The sequence below is a fragment of the Geodermatophilus sp. URMC 63 genome (genome assembly GCF_053502565.1).
Window position 1 is genome coordinate 1,078,339 of sequence record NZ_CP199956.1, and the last position, 18,313, is coordinate 1,096,651.

The window sequence follows — 18,313 nt, forward strand, 5'->3', positions numbered from 1 at the left end:
CGATCGGGCCCGCAGTCGGCCCCGTCAGCGCTCGGCCCCGTCAGCGCTCGGCCCCGTCAGCGCTCGGCCCCGTCAGCGGTCGGCCCCGTCAGCGGTCGGCCCCGGCGAGAGCCCGTACCCCGGACAGCGGTCGGCCCCGGTCAGCGGGGTGCGGACCGGGGCCGTGCGAGTGCGCCCAGCGAGGCGACCCCCTGGAGAGGGGCCGCCGCGGGCCTGCGTGCGGTGGCGGACGGGGAGGTCCGCCCTCCGACGCGTGGTTCAGAAGCCGCGATTGGCCATCGTGAGCAGCTCGTCGCGCATCGCCGGGCTGCTGGTGCGCGCGAGGGCCCGGTCGAGGGCCCGCCGCGTCCGAGCCGCCTGCCGCCGCTGCCGCCAGGTGGTCCCGCTGTTCATGTCCGTCGTCTCCTCTGCGGTGCTGCTGATCCGTGCACCAGTGGCAATGCAGGTGGAGACGCCGGTGTTCCGACGATGCGCAGGAGGAGACGGGTCTCACCCGACGATCCTTCGGTCCACGGGGTGAGGCCGGCCCGTCCCTCAGCCGCGGACGAGGACGGCGCGCGCCGCAGCGCGGCCGGCCCGCGGGTCGTCGGCGGCCAGTGCCGCCGCCGCGGCCTCCTGGCAGGCGGCGAGGTCCACCGTGGCCAGCCGGGCCCCGACACCGGCGACGGCCGGGGCGGCGCAGGACAGCGAGGTCACCCCGAGCCCCACGAGGACGCAGGCCAGCAGCGGGTCGGCGGCGGCCTCGCCGCAGACGCCCACCGGCTTGCCCGCACGCCGGCCGGCGCTCGCCGCGGCCTCCACGAGCGCGAGCAGGGCCGGCTGCCACGGGTCGGTGAGGTCGGCCAGGTCGGCCGACAGCCGGTCGGCGGCCAAGGCGTACTGGGAGAGGTCGTTGGTGCCGATCGACAGGAAGTCGACGTGCTGCAGCACCCGGTCGGCCAGGAGGGCGGCCGAGGGCACCTCGACCATGACGCCGGGCACCATCCCGCGGGCGCGCACCCGGGCGGCGAAGTCGGCGGCCTCCCCCACCGTGGCCACCATCGGCGCCATCACCCAGGGCGAGGCGCCGGTGCGGCGGGCCGCTTCGGCGACGGCGTCGAGCTGCCGGTCGAGCAGCCCCGGGTCTCGCCGGGCCACGCGCAGCCCGCGGACGCCGAGGGCCGGGTTGGCCTCCTCCGGCGGGGTGGCGAACTCCAGCGGCTTGTCCGAGCCCGCGTCGAGGGTCCGCAGGACGACGCGGCGGCTGCCGACGGCCTCGAACACGTCGGCGTAGCCGCGGGCCTGTTCCTCGACCGTCGGCTCGGCGGCCCGGCCGAGGAAGGCCAGCTCGGTGCGGAAGAGCCCGACGCCCTCGGCGTGCGCCGCGATCGCCAGGCGCGTGCCCTCGCCGTCCTGGACGTTGGCCAGGACGGGCACGGGGACGCCGTCACGGGTGGCGGCCGGCCCCTGGTAGCCGGCCAGGGCCGCCGCCGCGCGCCGCGCTGCCTCGAGCTGGCCGGCGGCGGCCTGGGGGTCGGGGTCGACGGTGAGCGCGCCCTCCTCGGCGTCGAGGAGCACGGTCACGCCGGCCGGGACCGCGTCGAGCCCCTCCACCGCGACGACCAGGGGCAGGTTCAGCTGGCGGGCGATGATCGCCGTGTGGCTGGTCGTGCCGCCCAGCCGGGTGGCCAGGCCGACGATCCGCGCCGGGTCGAGCCCCGCGGTGTCGGCGGGGGCCAGGTCGTCGGCCAGCAGGATGGAGGGCACCTCGGGGGTGGGGACGCCGGGCTCGCCCTGGCCGGTCAGCTCGGCGACCACCCGGTCGCGGACGTCGCGGACGTCGGTCACCCGCTCGGCCATGACCCCGCCCAGCGAGCTGAAGACGTCGACGAACTGCTGCGCCGCCTGGACGGCGGCCACCGCGGCAGGGACGCCGGAGGCGATCCGCTGCTCGACCGCGCCGAGCAGCCCGCGGTCGCGGGCGAGGCCGGCGGTGGCCGAGAGCACCTCGGCGGTCATCCCGGTGGCGGCGGCCGCGCGCTGGGCGAGCCGGTCGGCGACGGCGTCCGCGGCGGCCGTGAAGCGCGCCTTCTCCTCTGCACGTACAGACTCGGGCAGCGGGTCGAACGCCTCGCCGGGCAGCGCGACCGCGCCGGCCGGGCGCACGACCGGGCCGAGGACGACGCCGGGGACGACGGGCGTGCCCGTGAGGACACCCGCTGCCGGGCGGTCCGCGGTCGGGACGGTCGGGGTGGTGGTGGACATGGGCACCTCATCGGGTCGGCAGGCGGGCAGGGGCGGGACACCGTCGTCCGTCGGTGACCAGACTCACGAACCGGTGTTGACTTGTCAACGGATCCCACGTAGAACAACAGAGACACAAGCCCGGTCCCACACATTCGGACACGAATGTGATCCGGATCAGGGACACCGACGGGATGACGAGGAGGTGGCCGGTGTACGCGGAGGAACGTCAACAGGCGATCGCCACGCTGGTCGTCGAGCAGGGCCGGATCGCGGTGACCGCCGTGGCCGAGCAGTTCGGGGTCACCACCGAGACGGTCCGCCGTGATCTCGCCGTCCTGGAGCGGGGCGGGGTGCTGCGCCGGGTGCACGGCGGGGCCGTCCCCTCCGGCGCGCTCACCCTCATGGAGACCGCGCTCGCCGAGCGCCACGCCACCCGCGCGGAGGCCAAGCGCAAGATCGCTGCCGCGGCGGCCGACCTGCTGCCCGGCCCCGGCGGGAGCGTGCTGCTCGACGGCGGCAGCACCACCGCGGCCCTGGCCGAGACGCTGCCCACCGACCGGAACCTGTTCGTCGCCACCAACTCGGTCCCGATCGCCGCCCGGCTGGCCACCGCCCCCGGGCTGACACTGCACGTGCTCGGCGGCCGGGTCCGCGGGCTGACCCAGTGCGCGGTCGGCGAGACGCCGGTGCGCGCGCTGGCCGACCTGCGGATCGACGTCGCCTTCCTCGGCGCCAACGGCATCACCCCCGGCCACGGGCTGACCACCCCCGACGAGGCGGAGGCCTCGGTCAAGCGGGCCATGGTCCGCGCCGGCCAGCGCGTGGTCGTCCTCGCCGACGGCAGCAAGCTGGGCCGGGAGCACCTGGTGCGCTTCGCGGCCGTCGACGACGTCGACGTCGTGGTCACCGACAGCAGCGCCGACGAGGCCGTCGTCGGGCGCCTCGAGGACGCCGGCGTCGAGGTCGTGGTCGCGTGAGCGGCGACCGCGTCGTCACGCTGACGGCCAACCCGAGCCTCGACCGCACGCTCGTCCTGCCCGGCCCGCTGGCCCGCGGCGAGGTCGCCCGGCTGGGCACCAGCTCCACCGAGCCCGGCGGCAAGGGGGTCAACGTCGCCCGCGTGCTGGCCGCGGCCGGCACCGACGTCCTCGCCGTCGTCCCGGCCGACGAGACCGACCCGCTCGTCACGGCCCTGGCGGCGCTGTCGCTGCCGCTGCGCACCGTGCCGACCGGCGCGCCGGTGCGCACCAACTACACGCTCACCGAGCCCGACGGCACCACCACCAAGCTCAACGAGCCGGGGACGGCACTGGACGCCGACACCCGGGCCGCCCTGCGCGCGGCGCTGCACGACGCGGCGCGGGACGCCGGCTGGGTGGTGCTCTCCGGCTCGCTGCCCCCGGGCACGCCGGCGGACTGGTACGCCGAGCTGGTCCGGGCCGTCCGCGACACCGGCGCCCGCGTCGCCGTCGACACCTCCGAGGCGCCGCTGCTGGCGCTGCTGGCCGCCGGTCCCGCGTCGGCGCCGGACCTGGTCAAGCCCAACAGCGAGGAGCTGGCCCAGGTGGCCGGCACCACCGAGGCCGAGCTGCTGGCCGACTTCGCCGCCCTGCGCGCCGCCGTCGACGCGCTGCACGCCGGCGGCATCGCCGAGGTGCTGCTGACCCTCGGCGGGGACGGCGCGGTCCTGTCCACCGCCGACGGCGAGGTGTGGTCGGCCCGCCCGCCGCGGATCACCGTGCGCAGCACCGTCGGCGCCGGCGACTCGAGCCTGGCCGGCCACGTGCTGGGCGCCCTGGCCGGGGCGCCCGCGGCCGAGCGCCTGCGCCGGGCGGTGGCCACCGGCGCGGCCGCCGCGGCGCTGCCCGGCTCGGCCCTCCCCACGCCCGCCCAGGTCGACCTGGCCGGCGTCTCCGTACAACCCGGCCCGCCCGGGTCCGCCCCACCCGCACCGCCCGCTGCCCGACCCGTCCCGGCCGCCGGCCGGGACGTCTCCTGACGCCCCGGAAGGTCCGTCATGTCCGCACTCATCACCCCCGAGCTGGTCGTCCTCGACAGCGACCTCGGCTCAGACAAGGCCGCGGTGGTCCGCCGGCTGGCCGGCCTGGTGGCCGACGCCGGCCGGGCGACGGGCGCCGAGGCGCTCGCCGGTGACGCTCTCGCCCGGGAGGCCCAGGCGGCCACCGGGCTGCCCGGCGGCATCGCCATCCCGCACTGCCGCTCGGCGGCGGTGACCCAGGCGTCGCTGGCCTTCGCCCGGCTCGCGCCCGCGGTCGACTTCGGCGCCGCCGACGGCCCGGCCGACCTGGTCTTCCTCATCGCCGCCCCGTCGGCCGGGGACGCCGACCACCTCACGCTGCTCAGCGCGCTGGCCCGCGCTCTCGTGCGGCCGGACTTCGTGGCCTCGCTGCGCGCCGCCGGCTCGGCCGCGGACATCGTCGGTCTGGTCGAGGAGGTCGTCTCCCCCACTCCGGCCAGCGGCGCGAGCGCCGCCGCCTCGGTGCCGGCCCCGGCCACCTCCGCGGCCGCCGCGGCGCCGGCCTCCGCCGACGGGGCCCGGGGCCGCCGCCGCATCGTGGCCGTCAGCGCCTGCCCGACCGGCATCGCGCACACCTACATGGCCGCCGACAAGCTCACCGCCGCCGCGCAGGCCGAGGGCGTCGACCTCGTCGTCGAGACCCAGGGCTCCTCGGGCTCCACGCCGCTGGACCCGGCGGTCATCCGCGAGGCCGACGCAGTGATCTTCGCCGTCGACGTGGGCGTCAAGGACCGGGACCGCTTCGCCGGCAAGCCGGTCGTCCAGTCGGGCACCAAGCGGGCGATCAACGAGCCCGAGGTCATGATCCGCGAGGCGCTCGCGGCCGCCGACGACCCGAACTCGCGGAAGGTGCCCGGCTCCGGCACCGCCGCGGAGGCCGCCACGGCCGGCTCGGGCGCCCGCCCGAGCACCGGGGCGGAGATCCGCCGCTGGCTGCTCACCGGCGTCAGTTACATGATCCCGTTCGTCGCGGCCGGCGGCCTGCTCATCGCGCTGGGTTTCCTCTTCGGCGGCTACCAGATCGTCAACGGCAACCCCGCCACCGACGGCCAGAGCTACGCGCTCAGCTGGGTCCTCAACAACACGTTCCTCAACCTGCCGAGCGCCCCGGGCATCGAGGGCCTCAACGACGGCTTCTGGGGCTACCTCGGCGCGGTGTGCACCGTGCTCGGCCAGGCCGCCTTCGGCTTCCTCGTGCCGGCGCTGGCCGGCTACATCGCCTACGCCATCGCCGACCGCCCGGGCATCGCGCCCGGCTTCGTCATCGGCGCGGTCTCGGTCAGCGTCGGCGCCGGCTTCCTCGGCGGCCTGGTGGGCGGCATCCTCGCCGGCCTGGTGGCGCGGTGGATCGCCTCGTGGAAGCTGCCCACCGGCGTCCGCGGGCTGCAGCCGGTCGTGATCATCCCGCTGCTCGCCACGCTGATCTCCAGCGGGATCATGGTCGCGGTGCTCGGCCGGCCACTGGCCGCCGCGCTCGAGGGCCTGGGCAACTGGCTCAACGGCCTCAGCGGCACCTCGGCGGTCCTGCTCGGGATCATCCTCGGCCTGATGATGTGCTTCGACCTCGGCGGCCCGATCAACAAGGCGGCCTACCTGTTCGCCACCGCCGGCCTGGCCTCGCAGACCAGCGGCTCGCTGGTGATCATGGCCACCGTCATGGCGGCCGGCATGGTCCCGCCGCTGGCGATGGCGCTGTCCACCGCGATCCGGCCGAAGCTCTACACCCCGGCCGAGCGGGACAACGGCAAGGCGGCGTGGCTGCTGGGCCTGTCCTTCATCTCCGAGGGCGCGATCCCGTTCGCCGCGGCCGACCCGCTGCGGGTCATCCCGTCGATGATGCTCGGCGGCGCGACCACCGGCGCGATCGTCGCCTCCAGCGGCGTCGAGCTGCGGGCACCCCACGGCGGCATCTTCGTGTTCTTCGCGATGAACAACGTGCTGGTCTTCGTGCTGGCCCTCATCGCCGGCACCGTCGTCGGCGGACTGGCGGTGACGATCGCCAAGAGCATCGGCCGCACGAAGGCCGAGGCGGTCCCGGAGGACGCGGTCGACCTGGCCCACGCCCACACCGCGACCCCGGCCTCGACCGTCAGCGCGCCCGCGCGCGCCTGACAGGGCAGGCTCGACCCCGACAACCCAGCCCCATCACCTGAAGCGAGGACGACGAATGCCCAGTCAGACCGTCACCGTCGGCTCCCGGGTCGGCCTGCACGCCCGCCCCGCCGCACTCATCGCCGAGGCCGTGGGCAAGGCCGGTGTCCCGGTCACCCTGGCCACCCCGGGCGGCGCGCCCGTCGACGCTGGATCGCCACTTATGATCATGACCCTGGGTGCCCAGAAGGGCGCCGAGGTCACCGTCAGCAGCGACGACGCCGGCGTGGTCGAGCAGATCGCGGGCCTGGTCGCCCAGGACCTCGACGCCGAGTAGCACCCCCACCCCACGCACGCCTGGGGGTGGGCCTCCGGACACGGCAAGAACGACGACGGCGCCCGTCCCCTCCACGAGGGGGCGGGCGCCGTCGTCGGTGCCGGGCGCGGATGGGGGCCCGGTGCCCGGCTCAGGGCTGGTCGGGGCGGGAGACGTCGCCGCGCCAGGCGCCGGTCTCGCTGCCGCGGCTCTCGATGAACTCCTTGAACCGCTTGGCGTCGGCCTTGACCTGACGGTCGTCGAACCCGAGCGCGGCGCCGGCCTTCTCGACGACGCCCGAGGGCTCCCAGTCGATCTGGATCATGACGCGGGTCTTGGTGTCGTCGAGGCGGTGGAAGGTGACCACCCCGGCGTGCTTGGAGTCGCCGGTCGTGCTGGTCCAGGCGACCCGCTCCTCGGGGTGCTGCTCGGTGATCTCGGCGTCGAACTCGCGCTTGACGCCGTCGATGTTGGTGACCCAGTGGGTGTGCGTGTCGTCGAGCTGGGTGATCCGCTCCACCCCGCCCATGAACTGCGGGAAGGACTCGAACTGCGTCCACTGGTCGTAGGCGACCCGGATCGGGACGTCGACGTCGACGGACTCCTGCACGCTGGCCATGGGGAACGCTCCTCGTGTCTCGAGCTGTCGTTGCGGTCGATCGCGCCCTACCCCCGCCGTCGCGCGGGGACACGTCCGCCCCGCGCCGGCGCGATGATGGGGTCGCGACGGCGGGAGGGGTGCGGGGATGACGGGACGGCGGACGGCGACGGTGGTCGGCGGCGGCATCGCCGGGCTGGCGGCCGCGGCGTCGCTGCTGCGCGCCGGCTGGCAGGTGACGGTCCTGGAGCGGGCCGCGGCCTTCGGCGAGGTCGGTGCGGGCGTGGCCGTCACCCGCAACGGCATGGCCGCGCTGGACGACGTCGGGGTGGGCGCGCGGGTCCGTGCGGCCGGGCGCGCGACCTCCACCGCCGGCACCCAGGACCGGCACGGGCGCTGGCTGCTGCACCTCCCGGCCCCGGGCGACGACCCGGACCCGGTCAACCGTCTCTGGGGCGTGCACCGGCAGCGGCTGCACGCCGCCCTGCTGGACGCCGCCGGGGACGCCGACCTGCTCACCGGCGCCGCCGCCGTCCGCGTGACCGCCGGCGACCCGGACGGGGAGCCGGCGTCGGTGACCTGGCGCTCCGGCGGCACGGAGCACACGCGGACGTCGGACCTGCTCGTGGCCGCCGACGGGATCCGCAGCGCCGTGCGGGGGCAGCTGTTCCCCCGTGCCCGGCTGCGCTACAGCGGGTGGAGCAGCTGGCGGGCGGTCGTCGACGTCCCCGGGACGACCCACGACCGGTTCGTCGCGGTCTGGGGACCGCAGGCCGAGTTCGGCACCGTGCCCATCGGCCCGGTCCAGGTCTACTGGTACGGCTACGTCCGCTCCCCCGAGGGCGTCCGGCACGACGACGAGCACGCCGCGGCCGTCGCGCACTTCGCCGGCTGGGCGCCGCACGTGCGCGCCACGGTGGACGGCACCCCGCCCGAGCGGCTGGTGCGCCACGACGTCCACCACCTGCCCGGCGGGCTGGGCTCCTACGTGCGCGGGCGGACCGTCCTGGTCGGCGACGCGGCGCACGCCATGCTCCCGACGATGGGACAGGGCGCCAACACCTCGCTCGAGGACGGCGTGTGCGTGGGCCGGCTGGTGGGCGGGCCGGTCGCCGCGGGCACGCCGCTGGCCGACGCGCTGGCCGCCTACGACGCCGCCCGTCGCCCGCGCTGCCGCCGGATCGCCCGCGGGTCGCTGGTGACGGCGCGCATCGGCGCCCACGTGCCCGGCGGCTGGCCCCAGGCGGCGCGCAACGCCGCCTTCCGGCTGCTGCCGGCCGGCCTCCTCGTGGACGCCGGCGCGCGCGTCGTGCGCTGGACCCCGCCGGCGGCCGTGCCCGGCGGCTGACCGGGCACGGCGCCGGGCGGGTCAGAAGGCCAGCGCCGTCCCGGGGTCGAACAGCAGCGCGCCGACGTCGGCGAGGAACCGGGAGCCCAGTTCGCCGTCGACGATCCGGTGGTCGAAGGAGAGCGCCAGCTGCGTCACCTGCCGCGGCCGGACCCTCCCCTTGTGCACCCACGGCATCTCGCGCACCGCGCCGAAGGCGAGGATCGCCGACTCGCCCGGGTTGAGGATGGGCGTCCCGGTGTCGACGCCGAACACCCCGACGTTGGTGATGGTGATCGTCCCGCCGGTCATGTCGCCCGGCGCCGTCCGCCCGGCCCGCGCGGTCTCGGTGAGCTCGGCCAGCGCCCGCGCCAGCTCGGTCAGCGACAGCCGGCCGGCGTCCTTGACGTTGGGCACGACCAGCCCCCGCGGGGTGGCCGCGGCGATGCCGAGGTTGACCTGCCCGTGGACGACGATCTCCTGCGCCGCCTCGTCCCAGGAGCTGTTGACCATCGGGTGCCGCTGGGCGGCCAGCAGCAGCGCCTTGGCGACGAACAGCAGCGGGCTGACCTTGACGCCGGCGAACTCCGGGCGCGCGGCGATCCGCGACCGCAGCTTCATCGTCCGGGTGACGTCGACGGTCAGGAACTCCGTGACGTGCGGCGCGGTGAAGGCGCTGGCCACCATCGCCGCCGCGGTGTGCTTGCGGACGCCGCGGACGGGGATGCGCTGCTCACCGCCGGTGGGGACGGGGGCCGGCACCGCGGCCAGCGCGGGGACGGGCGCGGGGCCGGCGGCCGCGGCGGTGACGTCCTCGCGGGTGATGACCCCGCCGTCGCCGCTGCCGGTCAGCGCGGTGAGGTCGACGCCGAGGTCCTTGGCCAGCTTGCGCACCGGCGGCTTGGCCAGCGGCCGGGGCCGGCGGTGTCCGTGCTCGGCGCTGCGGGAGGGCGCGGCGTCCCCGGACAGGGCGTGGGCCTCGGCCTGCCGCCCCACCTCCAGGCCGCCGTGGCGCACCGGCTTGGCCGTCATGTCCGGCGCGGTGGCGAGCAGCGGCGGCCGCTCCTGCCCGCCGGAGCCGTAGTCGGCGCCGACCGGCGCGGGGGCGGCAGGGGTCGCGTGCTCCGCCCGGCGGGGACGGCGGCGGGCCTCGGTGGTGCGCGGGCCGTAGCCGACCAGCACCGCCGTCCGGCCTCCGGGTGCCGCACCGCCGATGAGTCCCGCGGCCGGCTCGACGCCGTCCCCGCCGGGCTGCGGTGCGGGCGCCGGGGCAGGGGTCGGGGCGGGGGCGCCGTCGTCGATGGTGATGATCGGCGTGCCGACGTCGACCGTCGTCCCGGCCTCCGACAGCAGCTCGGTGACCGTGCCGGCGTACGGCGAGGGCAGCTCGACGGCGGCCTTGGCCGTCTCCACCTCGCACAGCGGCTGGTTGACCGTCACCGTGTCGCCGACGGCGACCAGCCACTGGAGGATCTCGCCCTCGGTGAGCCCCTCCCCGACGTCGGGCAGCTTGAACTGACGCAGTGCCATGTCCTCAGAACCCCATCGCGCGGTCGACGGCGTCGAGCACCCGGTCGAGGTCGGGGAGGTACTCCTCCTCGAGCTTCGACGGCGGGTAGGGCGTGTCGTAGCCGCCCACCCGCAGCACCGGCGCCTCCAGGGAGTGGAAGCACGCCTCGGTGACCCGGGCGGCGATCTCCGCGCCCAGGCCGAGGGTCACCGGCGCCTCGTGGACGACGACGCAGCGCCCGGTGCGCCGCACCGAGTCGAACACCGGGTCGAGGTCGAGCGGGCTGACCGTGCGCAGGTCGACCACCTCCAGCGAGCGGCCCTCCTCCGCGGCGGCCTCGGCGGCCTGCAGCGCCGTCTTCACCATCGGGCCGTAGGCCAGCACGGTGACGTCGTCGCCGCCCCGCAGCACCCGCGAGGCGAACAGCGGGTCGGGGGTGGCGTCGGGGTCGACCTCGGCCTTCTCCCAGTACCGCCGCTTGGGCTCGAGGAAGACGATCGGGTCGGGGTGCGCGATCGCCTGCTGGATGCCCCAGTAGGCGTCGACCGGGTTGCTCACCGCCACGACCTTGAGCCCGGGGGTGTGCGCGAAGTAGGCCTCGGGGCTCTCGCTGTGGTGCTCGACCGCGCCGATGCCGCCGCCGAAGGGGATGCGGATGACGATCGGCATCGCCAGCCTCCCCCGCGAGCGGGCGTGGATCTTGGCGACCTGGGTGACGATCTGGTTGTAGGCGGGGAAGACGAACCCGTCGAACTGGATCTCGCACACCGGCCGGTAGCCGCGCATGGCCAGGCCGACGGCGGTGCCGAGGATGCCTGCCTCGGCCAGCGGGGTGTCGACGACGCGGTCCTCGCCGAAGTCCTTCTGCAGCCCGTCGGTGATGCGGAAGACCCCGCCGAGGCGGCCGATGTCCTCGCCCATGAGCACGACCTTGGCGTCGTCCTCCATCGCCCGGCGCAGGCCGAGGTTGAGCGCCTTGCCGATGGTGAGGGTCTGGGTGCTCACTCGTGGCCTCCCTCGAAGCTCGCCTGGTAGGCCTCGAACTCGGCCTGCTGGGCGGCCAGCGGCGGGGTCTGCTCGGCGTAGACCTGGTCGAACATCGCCGTCCCCGGCGGGTCGGGCATCTGCAGCGTGCCGGTGCGGATCCGCGCGGCGAGCTCGTCGGCCTCGGCCTCGACGGCGTCGAAGAACGCCGGGTCGGCGGTGCCCGTGCGCGACAGGTACGCCTTGACCCGCGCGATCGGGTCGCGCAGCTTCCACTCCTCCAGCTCGCTGGCCAGCCGGTAGCGGGTGGGGTCGTCGGAGGTGGTGTGCGCGCCCATCCGGTAGGTGAACGCCTCGACGAAGGTGGGGCCCTGGCCCTCGCGGGCGGCGGCCAGCGCCGCCCGCGTGACCGCGAGGACGGCGAGGACGTCGTTGCCGTCGACCCGGACGCCCGGGAACCCGAAGCCGGCCGCGCGCCGGTGCAGCGGCACCCGCGACTGGCGCTCCAGCGGCACGCTGATCGCGTACTGGTTGTTCTGGCAGAAGAAGACGACGGGCGCGGAGAAGCTCGCCGCCCAGATCATCGCCTCGTTGACCTCGCCCTGGCTGGTGGCGCCGTCGCCGAGGAACGCGACGACGGCGTCCTCCGCGCCGTCGCGCTGCACGCCCATGGCGTAGCCGGTGGCGTGCAGGGTCTGCGCGCCGATGACGACGGTGTAGAGGTTGAACCCGGTGGCGACCGGGTCCCAGCCGCCGTTGTCGACGCCGCGGAACAGGCTCATGACGTGCAGCGGGTCGACCCCGCGGGCCCAGGCGACGCCGTGCTCGCGGTAGGTGGGGAAGGCGACGTCCCCGGGCGCCAGCGCGCGGCCCGCGCCGACCTGGGCGGCCTCCTGGCCCAGCAGCGAGGCCCAGATCCCCAGCTCCCCCTGGCGCTGCAGCGCGGTGGCCTCGGCGTCCCAGCGGCGTACGAGCACCAGGTCGCGGTAGAGGTCCCGCAGCTCCTCGGCGGAGACGTCGATGGCGTACTCGGGGTGCTCGACCCGCTCACCCTCGGGGGTCAGCAGCTGCACCAGGTCGGTGTCGCGGGGCAGGTGCGGCGCCTCCGCCCCCGGTACGGGATCGACCACCTCGGTCGTTCCGCTGGACACGCTCACGTGCTCCTCCTCGCCTCGGCCGCAGCCACCGGGGTCGCCGGTCGCGCTGGGGCGCTGGACGTCCGTTCGTGGCGCCGGGGTGTGGCGACACTCACACATCCTGACACGACCCCGCGCTCACCGGAGCACAGCACCACCCGGTCGAGGTGCGCAAGGGCCGGTTCGTGAACTGAGCAGGATGCCCGGACGGGCGCGTCCCGACGTGTCAGACTGCTCCGGTGCCCGCGCCGCAGGACCGCCTAGACGCCACCGACGCGCGCCTAGTGCAGGCGCTGACCGACGATCCGCGGGCCACGGTGATGGCGCTGTCCCAGCGGCTCGGGCTGGCCCGCAACACCGTGCAGGCCCGGCTGGCGCGGCTGGAGTCCGGCGGCCTGCTCGCGCCCTACGAGTCCCGGGTGCGCCCCGAGGCGCTGGGCTACCGGCTGGGCGCCTACGTCACCGTGCAGGTGGTGCAGCGCAGCCTGGAGGAGGTGGCCGCCGCCCTCGCCGCGCTGCCCGAGGTCCTGGAGGTGACCGCCCTGTCCGGCGCGGCCGACCTGCTGGTGCGGGTGGTCGCCGTCGACGCCGACGACCTGTGGCGGCTCACCGAGCAGGTGCTCGCACTGCCGGGCGTGCAGCGGACCGACACCGCCCTGGCGCTGCGGCGCTACGTCGACCACCGGGTCACCCCGCTGCTCGAGCGGGCGGCCGGCACCGGCCAGCGCCCCGACTAGCGACCCCGCCGCCGGGTAGGGGCGGCCGGTACCGACCCCGCTGACCGACCTGCTCGACGAGCTGCTGCGCACCTACGGCCCCTGCGGCGAGGAGGGCGCCGTGCGCGGCGTCGTCCGCCGGGAGCTCGAGCCGCTGGCCGACGAGGTGACCGTCGACGCCGCCGGCAACCTGGTGGCACTGCTGCACGGGACGGACCGGTCCCTCCCGCCGGTGCGGGTGATGGCGCACCTCGACGAGCTGTCGATGGTCGTCAAGCGGGTCGAGCCCGACGGCACGCTGCGGGTCAACTCGCTGGGGGTCATGTACCCGGGCAACTTCGGGCTCGGGCCGGTCGCGGTGCTCGGCCGCCGCGAGACGCTGACCGGCGTGCTCACCCTCGGCTCGGAGCACACCACCCCGGAGAGCCAGCGGATCTGGCAGACCAAGCCCGACGGCGGCGACCAGGCCATGGACTGGACGCACGTGTACGTCTTCACCGGCCGCGACGCCGACGACCTCGCTGCCGCCGGCGTGCACCCCGGGACGCGGGTCTGCGTCCACAGCGACAAGCGCGGGCTGACCGAGGTCGGCGACTTCCTGGGGTCGTACTTCCTCGACGACCGGGCGGCGCTGACCGCGCTGGTGGGGGCGGCCCGGCTGCTGCACGCGGACGGCGGGCGGCCGCCCGGCGACGTCTACCTGGTGGCCACCAGCAGCGAGGAGATGGGCGGGATCGGTGCCCTGCACGCCAGCCGCACGCTGCCCGGCGACCTGACCCTGGCCCTCGACGTCGGCCCGGCGGAGGCGGAGTACCAGGTGGCCGTGGACGGCGGGCCGGTGGTCGCCTACGCCGACGACGCCGTCGTCTACGACCGGGAGGTCGCCGACGCGCTCGTCGACGTCGGCCGGGAGCTGGGCCTGGAGCCGCAGACGGCGGTGTGGCAGTCCTTCGACTCCGACGCCTCGCAGTCGAAGGCCGCCGGCCAGACCCCGCGCGCGGCCCTGCTGAGCCTGCCCACGCTGAGCACCCACGGCTACGAGGTGCTGCACAGCGGGACGGTGGAGCGGACCGCGCGGCTGCTGGCCGCCTTCCTCGCCCGTCCGGTGCCGGCGGTCAGCGGCTGACCCGCCGGACCCGGACGGGACCGCGGGCGGTGGCCACGTCGACCACCGTGCCCCGCTGGGTGACCTCGACCGCGCCCGCCGCGGCCAGCCGGCCGGCCGCCGCCCGCGCCGCCGGCATCAGGTCGCGCCAGCCCGCCGGGTCGACCGCGCGGGCCGCCTCCGACGGGCAGATCGTCGCGCCGGGCGCCCGGGTGGCCAGCAGCTCCTCGATCGCCCGCTCCAGGGCGGGGCCGGCGTCGTCCACTCCCCCAGGGTGCGCCCGTTTGTCCTGGTGAGCGCGACGGGTACGCCGTTGCGCATGGCGAAGCGCACCCCCGTGGGGACGATCGGCAAGGGCAAGCGCGGCATCAGCACGCTCGGCTGGGCGCTGCGCGGTGCGGCGGCCGGTGCGGCCGGCACCACCGCGCTCAACGCCGTCACCTACCTCGACATGACCGTCCGCGGCCGCGGCACCAGCTCCACCCCGGAGCAGACCGTGGAGAAGCTGGCCGAGAGGGCGCACGTACCCATCCCCGGCGACGAGGAGCACCGGCAGAACCGCATCCAGGGGCTCGGGCCGATCACCGGGCTGGTCGCCGGCGTCGGCGTCGGCGTGCTCATCGGGCTGACCCGGGCCTCGGGCCTCCGGTCGCAGCCGCTGGTGGGCACGGTGCTCACCACGCTCGGCGTCCTGGTCGCGGCCAACGGCCCGATGACCGCGCTCGGCATCACCGACCCCCGCACCTGGTCGGCCACGGACTGGGCCAGCGACATCGTGCCGCACCTGGCCTACGGCGCCGTCGTCAAGACCACGATGGACGCCTTCGACCGCCTGTGACCCCGGAGGCTCACCGACCAGCCCGCGCCGCCGCGGCGCACCTCAGGCGGCGGCGAGCCGCCCGGTGAGGTCGTCGACGCCGGGTCCCGTCAGCTGCGCCAGCCCCACGGGCCGGCCCGCGACGGTCAGCAGCAGGTCCGACACCCGTCCCCGGACCTGGAGCCCCTCCCCCGTCGACCACTCCGCGTCGGTCGCGACCGGCTGCAGCCCCGCCACCCGCCGGGTCCGCCCAGCAGCCGGTTCCCCGCGAGGTGCCCGAGCACCTGCACGGCGACGTCGGGCGGCGTCGCGTGGTGCCGGCCGAGCGGGCGGGCGATGTCCTGGGCGTGCACGACGACGTCCACCAGCGGGTCCATCGGGCCGCTGAGGGGCATCCGGCGCGCGGACTCCGCGCTCTCGCGCAGCTGCCGCACGAGCCCGGCGGGGGCGAAGGCCGCGGAGCGGCGGTGCGCCACGTCCGCCGTCGTGCGGTCGGAGCTGACCCGTGCCCGGATCGCGTCGCCGAGGACGGACCGGAGCGTGGCCCGGGTGGTGACCGCGAGGTGCGCGACCACCTCGCGGAACGTCTCCGGACGCGCGCCGGACACACCGCCGCCGCCCGCCCGACCGCGAGATGTGCACACTCGCCTCCATCGGCACCGGGAAGGGGACGAGTGTGCAGATCTCGCGGGGTCAGCGCGGCAGCCCCCAGCCGGCCTCGTCGACGCCGCCGGGGACGGGGGCGGCGGGGTCGTAGGGCGTGCGGGTGAACACGAACGTGCCGAGGTCGAGGTGGTCGGCGGCGATGCGCAGCGGCTCACCGGCGTAGTAGCCGTCCAGGCCCACCCACGTGCCGTCGTCGCGCCGCCGGAAGCGGCTGGCCCGCCCCGCGCGCCCGGGCAGCGGCCCCAGGTGCAGCAGCCCGCCGGGCAGCGCGCGCAGGGCCAGCGGCGCCGGGCCCCAGTACCAGATCCCCAGCTGCTCGAGCGGCACCGGCGCCGGCGAGGGCACCCAGGGGTCGACCACCCGCGGCTCGGCGGCGCGCAGGTCGGCCAGCAGGCCCGGGACCAGCGCGTCCAGGCCGCTGGTCGTGTTGGCCAGCGAGACCCCGCCGGTGCGCTCCTCGCGGTCGACGAACACCCCGGCGAGGAAGCCGGGCATCGAGCCGCCGTGGCCGGTGAGCGTGCGCCCGTCGACGCGCAGCACCTGCAGGCCCAGCCCGTAGGCCGACCACGCCGGCGAGGAGGGGTCGACGCCGGCCGGCACCGCCATCTCCTCCAGCGTCGCGGGCGACAGCACGTCGCCGGTGTCGCCGAGCAGGAAGACGGCGAAGCGGGCGAGGTCGGCCAGCGTCGCCCACAGCTGCCCGGCCGCGGCCATGACGCCGGCGTCGTGCTCCGGCTCGGGCAGCACGACGTCGGCCCACGGGTGCACCGCGTGGCCCTGGGCGGCCCGGCCGGAGGGGCGCGTCGTCGTCCGGGTCATCCCCAGGGGGCCGAGCACCTCGGCGGTGACGACGTCGGCCCACGACCGGCCGCGCACGCGGGCGAGCAGCTCGCCGAGCAGGCCGAACCCGAGGTTGGAGTAGTGGAAGCGGCGGGCCTCCCCGAGGACGACGTGCTCGCCGGCCAGCCCGAGGTCGGCCAGCGACCCGCCGGGGACGCGCTCCCACCACCCGCCGGGGCTCTCGGCCGCGGCGCCGGCGAGGTGCGACAGCAGCTGCCCGACGCTGCGGTCGCCGAACGGCGTGCCCGGCAGGTGCCGGTCGAGGAGGTCGTCGAGGCCGAGGCGGCCCTCGTCGCGCAGCCGCATCACCGCGACGGCGGTGACCGTCTTGCTGATCGAGCCGAGCCGGTACTGGACGTCGGTGTGCGGCTCGTCGACGTCACCGCGGCCGGTCGACCACGCCGGCCCGCCGTCCCGGACGACGCCGGCGACCAGGCTCGGCGCCCGGCCGTCGCGCTGCACCCGGGCGGTGCGGGCGAGCAGGGTGCGGGCGGTCGCGGGGAGGACGGGCTCCGGCATGCCCGCACGGTAGGTCAGGCGCGCGCGGGCTCCTGCAGGCGGCCGGTGCGCGCGGCCCAGCGCTCGAAGACGACCGTGGCCAGCGGGGGCACCGAGGCGGCCAGCGCGAGCAGCGCCGTCCACCGCGACCAGCCGAGCACGCGGGCGGCGACCAGGGCGACGAGGACGTAGGCGACGAACACCGCCCCGTGCACCGGGCCGAAGAACTGCACGCCCGCCTCCGTGGTCGCCGGCACGTACTTGACGTACATGCCGGCGAGCAGGCCGACCCAGGACAGCGCCTCGGCGACGGCGACGACGCGGAAGGCGAGGACGACGGTGCGGGGGTTCATCGCGGGGAGGTCCTCCGGTGGACGGTCGGGTCTCCCCTGTCCAACGGCGACCGGACGTCGAGGGTCCCGGCCGGCGGTGTGACCTCCGTGGCAGGGTCGGTGGGCGTGCGGGGTCTGGCGCGGCGGGAGTTCTGCCTCGTGCTGCTCCGCCGCATGGCCGACCTGCGTCCCGACCTGGTCGCCGGGGCGCTCCCCCGCCTCGGCGCCACCCGCGCCGAGGCCCACGCCGCCCACACCCGCTGGCAGGCGCTGCACCACGCGCCGCGGGCGCCGCGCGGGCTGGCGCTGCGCGCCGCCGTCCTGGGGCCGGCGGAGCAGGTCGAGGAGCGCCGGTTCGGCGACCTCGACCTCGAGGTGCGCCGCTGGCCGCTGCCGCTGTGGCCGCACCTGCGCTGGGAGGTCGTCGCGGGCCCGGGCGCGACGGTGCTGCACGAGCACCTCGTCCGGGCGCCCGGCTCACCCGTGCCGCCGGCGACCGCGGGGCGGCTGCGGGTGTGGGAGCACGTCGTCGGCGACGTCAGCGGGCTGCCCGGCGCCGTGGACGTCGACCCCGGCGTCGTGACCCGCTGGGAGGTCCGCCTGCCCTCGGGCGCCACGGCGGCCTTCGTCTGGGGCCTGCTGCAGCGGGTCAGCGCGCCCGGGCAGCCGCCGCGTCCCTGACCGGCGGCTGCAGGGCCGCCGGGTCGGACAGCAGCGCGCCGGCGGCCGCGACCACCGCCAGGACGGCGGCCGGCACGGGCCCGGCGAGGTCGGCCAGGGCGGCGACCGCGCCCCCGAGCACGGCCAGCTTCGTGAGGACGAGCAGCGCCCGCGCCCGGACGGCGGCGCGGGGCGCGGCGAACAGACCCCACAGCACCGCCGCAGCCGCCGGCAGGCCCGCTCCGAGGAGCACCCGGAGGGCGACCGCCTCCGGCACGGTGGCCCCCCACCAGGCCAGCACGCCCAGCGCCGCCGTCTCCGAGAGGAGGGCGGCGGCCGCCCACGTCCATGCCCCTGTACGGCGCATCCCGGCCTCCTGCTGTGAGCACTGCTCTTTTATGCGAGCAGCGTTCCACACCGATCGGCCGGCGTCCAGACGCAGCGGAGCCCCGG

20 protein-coding genes are annotated in these 18,313 nt (G+C 76.5%); 9 read left to right on the forward strand and 11 right to left on the reverse strand.

The window, feature by feature from the left end:
* Positions 1-258 precede the first annotated feature (258 nt).
* Together ACWIZO_RS05285 and ACWIZO_RS05290 are read right to left on the reverse strand one after the other, a co-directional pair.
* On the reverse strand, positions 259-393 hold the full coding sequence (locus ACWIZO_RS05285; protein WP_448641461.1) for a hypothetical protein: 135 nt from the start codon (positions 391-393) through the stop codon (positions 259-261).
* Positions 394-534: 141 nt separating this feature from the next.
* The gene (locus ACWIZO_RS05290) at positions 535-2,244 is read right to left on the reverse strand and encodes a putative PEP-binding protein (RefSeq protein ID WP_448641462.1); all 1,710 of its coding nucleotides are present in this window, start codon (positions 2,242-2,244) and stop codon (positions 535-537) included.
* 191 nt (positions 2,245-2,435) lie between these two features.
* On the opposite strand from ACWIZO_RS05290, the gene ACWIZO_RS05295 reads away from it, so the two are divergent.
* The 4 genes from ACWIZO_RS05295 to ACWIZO_RS05310 are packed head-to-tail and all read left to right on the forward strand — an operon-like array spanning position 2,436 to position 6,692.
* Positions 2,436-3,203 carry a DeoR/GlpR family DNA-binding transcription regulator gene (locus ACWIZO_RS05295; protein ID WP_448641463.1) on the forward strand — a complete coding sequence of 256 codons (768 nt, stop codon included), beginning with the start codon at positions 2,436-2,438 and terminating at the stop codon, positions 3,201-3,203.
* Complete coding sequence (locus ACWIZO_RS05300) at positions 3,200-4,225, forward strand: 1-phosphofructokinase family hexose kinase (protein ID WP_448641464.1); 1,026 nt, start codon at positions 3,200-3,202, stop codon at positions 4,223-4,225. Before ACWIZO_RS05295 ends, ACWIZO_RS05300 begins: the two co-directional genes overlap by 4 nt.
* Positions 4,226-4,243: 18 nt before the next feature.
* Positions 4,244-6,376, forward strand: a complete 2,133-nt coding sequence (locus ACWIZO_RS05305) for a PTS fructose transporter subunit IIABC (RefSeq protein ID WP_448641465.1) — start codon at positions 4,244-4,246, stop codon at positions 6,374-6,376.
* 55 nt (positions 6,377-6,431) lie between these two features.
* Complete coding sequence (locus ACWIZO_RS05310) at positions 6,432-6,692, forward strand: HPr family phosphocarrier protein (RefSeq protein ID WP_204692040.1); 261 nt, start codon at positions 6,432-6,434, stop codon at positions 6,690-6,692.
* A 130-nt stretch (positions 6,693-6,822) separates the two neighbouring features.
* Here ACWIZO_RS05310 and ACWIZO_RS05315 read toward each other — a convergent pair whose 3' ends face one another.
* Positions 6,823-7,290, reverse strand: coding sequence for an SRPBCC family protein (locus tag ACWIZO_RS05315; RefSeq protein ID WP_448641466.1), 468 nt, complete (start codon positions 7,288-7,290; stop codon positions 6,823-6,825).
* Positions 7,291-7,417: 127 nt separating this feature from the next.
* Here ACWIZO_RS05315 and ACWIZO_RS05320 point away from each other — a divergent pair, with 127 nt between their 5' ends.
* Positions 7,418-8,617, forward strand: coding sequence for an FAD-dependent monooxygenase (locus ACWIZO_RS05320; RefSeq protein WP_448641467.1), 1,200 nt, complete (start codon positions 7,418-7,420; stop codon positions 8,615-8,617).
* A 21-nt stretch (positions 8,618-8,638) separates the two neighbouring features.
* Here the strand turns inward: ACWIZO_RS05320 and ACWIZO_RS05325 are convergent, their stop codons facing one another.
* Genes ACWIZO_RS05325 through pdhA form a run of 3 tightly spaced genes read right to left on the reverse strand, consistent with a single transcriptional unit; the run spans position 8,639 to position 12,247 of the window.
* Positions 8,639-10,126, reverse strand: coding sequence for a dihydrolipoamide acetyltransferase family protein (locus tag ACWIZO_RS05325; protein ID WP_448641468.1), 1,488 nt, complete (start codon positions 10,124-10,126; stop codon positions 8,639-8,641).
* Positions 10,127-10,130: 4 nt separating this feature from the next.
* Entirely contained in the window at positions 10,131-11,111 is a 981-nt protein-coding gene (locus ACWIZO_RS05330; protein WP_448641469.1) for an alpha-ketoacid dehydrogenase subunit beta, read from the reverse strand.
* On the reverse strand, positions 11,108-12,247 hold the full coding sequence (gene pdhA, locus ACWIZO_RS05335; protein WP_448641470.1) for a pyruvate dehydrogenase (acetyl-transferring) E1 component subunit alpha: 1,140 nt from the start codon (positions 12,245-12,247) through the stop codon (positions 11,108-11,110). Before pdhA ends, ACWIZO_RS05330 begins: the two co-directional genes overlap by 4 nt.
* 218 nt (positions 12,248-12,465) lie before the next feature.
* Between pdhA and ACWIZO_RS05340 the strand changes: the two genes are divergently transcribed.
* Entirely contained in the window at positions 12,466-12,963 is a 498-nt protein-coding gene (locus ACWIZO_RS05340) for an Lrp/AsnC family transcriptional regulator (protein WP_448641471.1), read from the forward strand.
* Between the two features lie 100 nt (positions 12,964-13,063).
* Entirely contained in the window at positions 13,064-14,068 is a 1,005-nt protein-coding gene (locus ACWIZO_RS05345; protein ID WP_448641472.1) for a M42 family metallopeptidase, read from the forward strand.
* Here ACWIZO_RS05345 and ACWIZO_RS05350 read toward each other — a convergent pair.
* On the reverse strand, positions 14,058-14,312 hold the full coding sequence (locus tag ACWIZO_RS05350; protein WP_448641473.1) for a DUF3253 domain-containing protein: 255 nt from the start codon (positions 14,310-14,312) through the stop codon (positions 14,058-14,060). The two genes, ACWIZO_RS05345 and ACWIZO_RS05350, sit on opposite strands and share 11 nt — an antisense overlap.
* A 54-nt stretch (positions 14,313-14,366) precedes the next feature.
* On the opposite strand from ACWIZO_RS05350, the gene ACWIZO_RS05355 reads away from it, so the two are divergent.
* Positions 14,367-14,885, forward strand: a complete 519-nt coding sequence (locus ACWIZO_RS05355; RefSeq protein WP_448641474.1) for a hypothetical protein — start codon at positions 14,367-14,369, stop codon at positions 14,883-14,885.
* A gap of 125 nt (positions 14,886-15,010) precedes the next feature.
* On the opposite strand, the gene ACWIZO_RS05360 is transcribed toward ACWIZO_RS05355, so the two are convergent.
* The 3 genes from ACWIZO_RS05360 to ACWIZO_RS05370 all read right to left on the reverse strand — a co-directional run bounded on the left by ACWIZO_RS05360 (position 15,011) and on the right by ACWIZO_RS05370 (position 17,221).
* On the reverse strand, positions 15,011-15,472 hold the full coding sequence (locus ACWIZO_RS05360) for a hypothetical protein (RefSeq protein ID WP_448641475.1): 462 nt from the start codon (positions 15,470-15,472) through the stop codon (positions 15,011-15,013).
* An 85-nt stretch (positions 15,473-15,557) separates the two neighbouring features.
* Complete coding sequence (locus ACWIZO_RS05365; protein ID WP_448641476.1) at positions 15,558-16,889, reverse strand: serine hydrolase domain-containing protein; 1,332 nt, start codon at positions 16,887-16,889, stop codon at positions 15,558-15,560.
* 14 nt (positions 16,890-16,903) lie between these two features.
* Positions 16,904-17,221 (reverse strand): DUF3817 domain-containing protein, encoded by a 318-nt coding sequence (locus tag ACWIZO_RS05370; protein ID WP_448641477.1) that lies wholly within the window; start codon positions 17,219-17,221, stop codon positions 16,904-16,906.
* 105 nt (positions 17,222-17,326) lie between these two features.
* On the opposite strand from ACWIZO_RS05370, the gene ACWIZO_RS05375 reads away from it, so the two are divergent.
* The gene (locus ACWIZO_RS05375) at positions 17,327-17,881 is read left to right on the forward strand and encodes a hypothetical protein (protein WP_448641478.1); all 555 of its coding nucleotides are present in this window, start codon (positions 17,327-17,329) and stop codon (positions 17,879-17,881) included.
* On the opposite strand, the gene ACWIZO_RS05380 is transcribed toward ACWIZO_RS05375, so the two are convergent.
* Positions 17,850-18,227, reverse strand: a complete 378-nt coding sequence (locus tag ACWIZO_RS05380) for a DUF2568 domain-containing protein (RefSeq protein WP_448641479.1) — start codon at positions 18,225-18,227, stop codon at positions 17,850-17,852. The genes ACWIZO_RS05375 and ACWIZO_RS05380 overlap by 32 nt on opposite strands.
* Positions 18,228-18,313: the final 86 nt, after the last annotated feature.

Bases quoted from the DNA above. Each gene is read 5' to 3' on its own strand.
- ACWIZO_RS05285 (WP_448641461.1), bottom strand. From the start codon at position 393: ATGAACAGCGGGACCACCTGGCGGCAGCGGCGGCAGGCGGCTCGGACG.
- ACWIZO_RS05290 (WP_448641462.1), bottom strand. From the start codon at position 2,244: ATGTCCACCACCACCCCGACCGTCCCGACCGCGGACCGCCCGGCAGCG.
- ACWIZO_RS05305 (WP_448641465.1), top strand. From the start codon at position 4,244: ATGTCCGCACTCATCACCCCCGAGCTGGTCGTCCTCGACAGCGACCTC.
- ACWIZO_RS05310 (WP_204692040.1), top strand. From the start codon at position 6,432: ATGCCCAGTCAGACCGTCACCGTCGGCTCCCGGGTCGGCCTGCACGCC.
- ACWIZO_RS05315 (WP_448641466.1), bottom strand. From the start codon at position 7,290: ATGGCCAGCGTGCAGGAGTCCGTCGACGTCGACGTCCCGATCCGGGTC.
- ACWIZO_RS05320 (WP_448641467.1), top strand. From the start codon at position 7,418: ATGACGGGACGGCGGACGGCGACGGTGGTCGGCGGCGGCATCGCCGGG.
- ACWIZO_RS05325 (WP_448641468.1), bottom strand. From the start codon at position 10,126: ATGGCACTGCGTCAGTTCAAGCTGCCCGACGTCGGGGAGGGGCTCACC.
- ACWIZO_RS05355 (WP_448641474.1), top strand. From the start codon at position 14,367: ATGGCGAAGCGCACCCCCGTGGGGACGATCGGCAAGGGCAAGCGCGGC.
- ACWIZO_RS05365 (WP_448641476.1), bottom strand. From the start codon at position 16,889: ATGCCGGAGCCCGTCCTCCCCGCGACCGCCCGCACCCTGCTCGCCCGC.
- ACWIZO_RS05370 (WP_448641477.1), bottom strand. From the start codon at position 17,221: ATGAACCCCCGCACCGTCGTCCTCGCCTTCCGCGTCGTCGCCGTCGCC.
- ACWIZO_RS05380 (WP_448641479.1), bottom strand. From the start codon at position 18,227: ATGCGCCGTACAGGGGCATGGACGTGGGCGGCCGCCGCCCTCCTCTCG.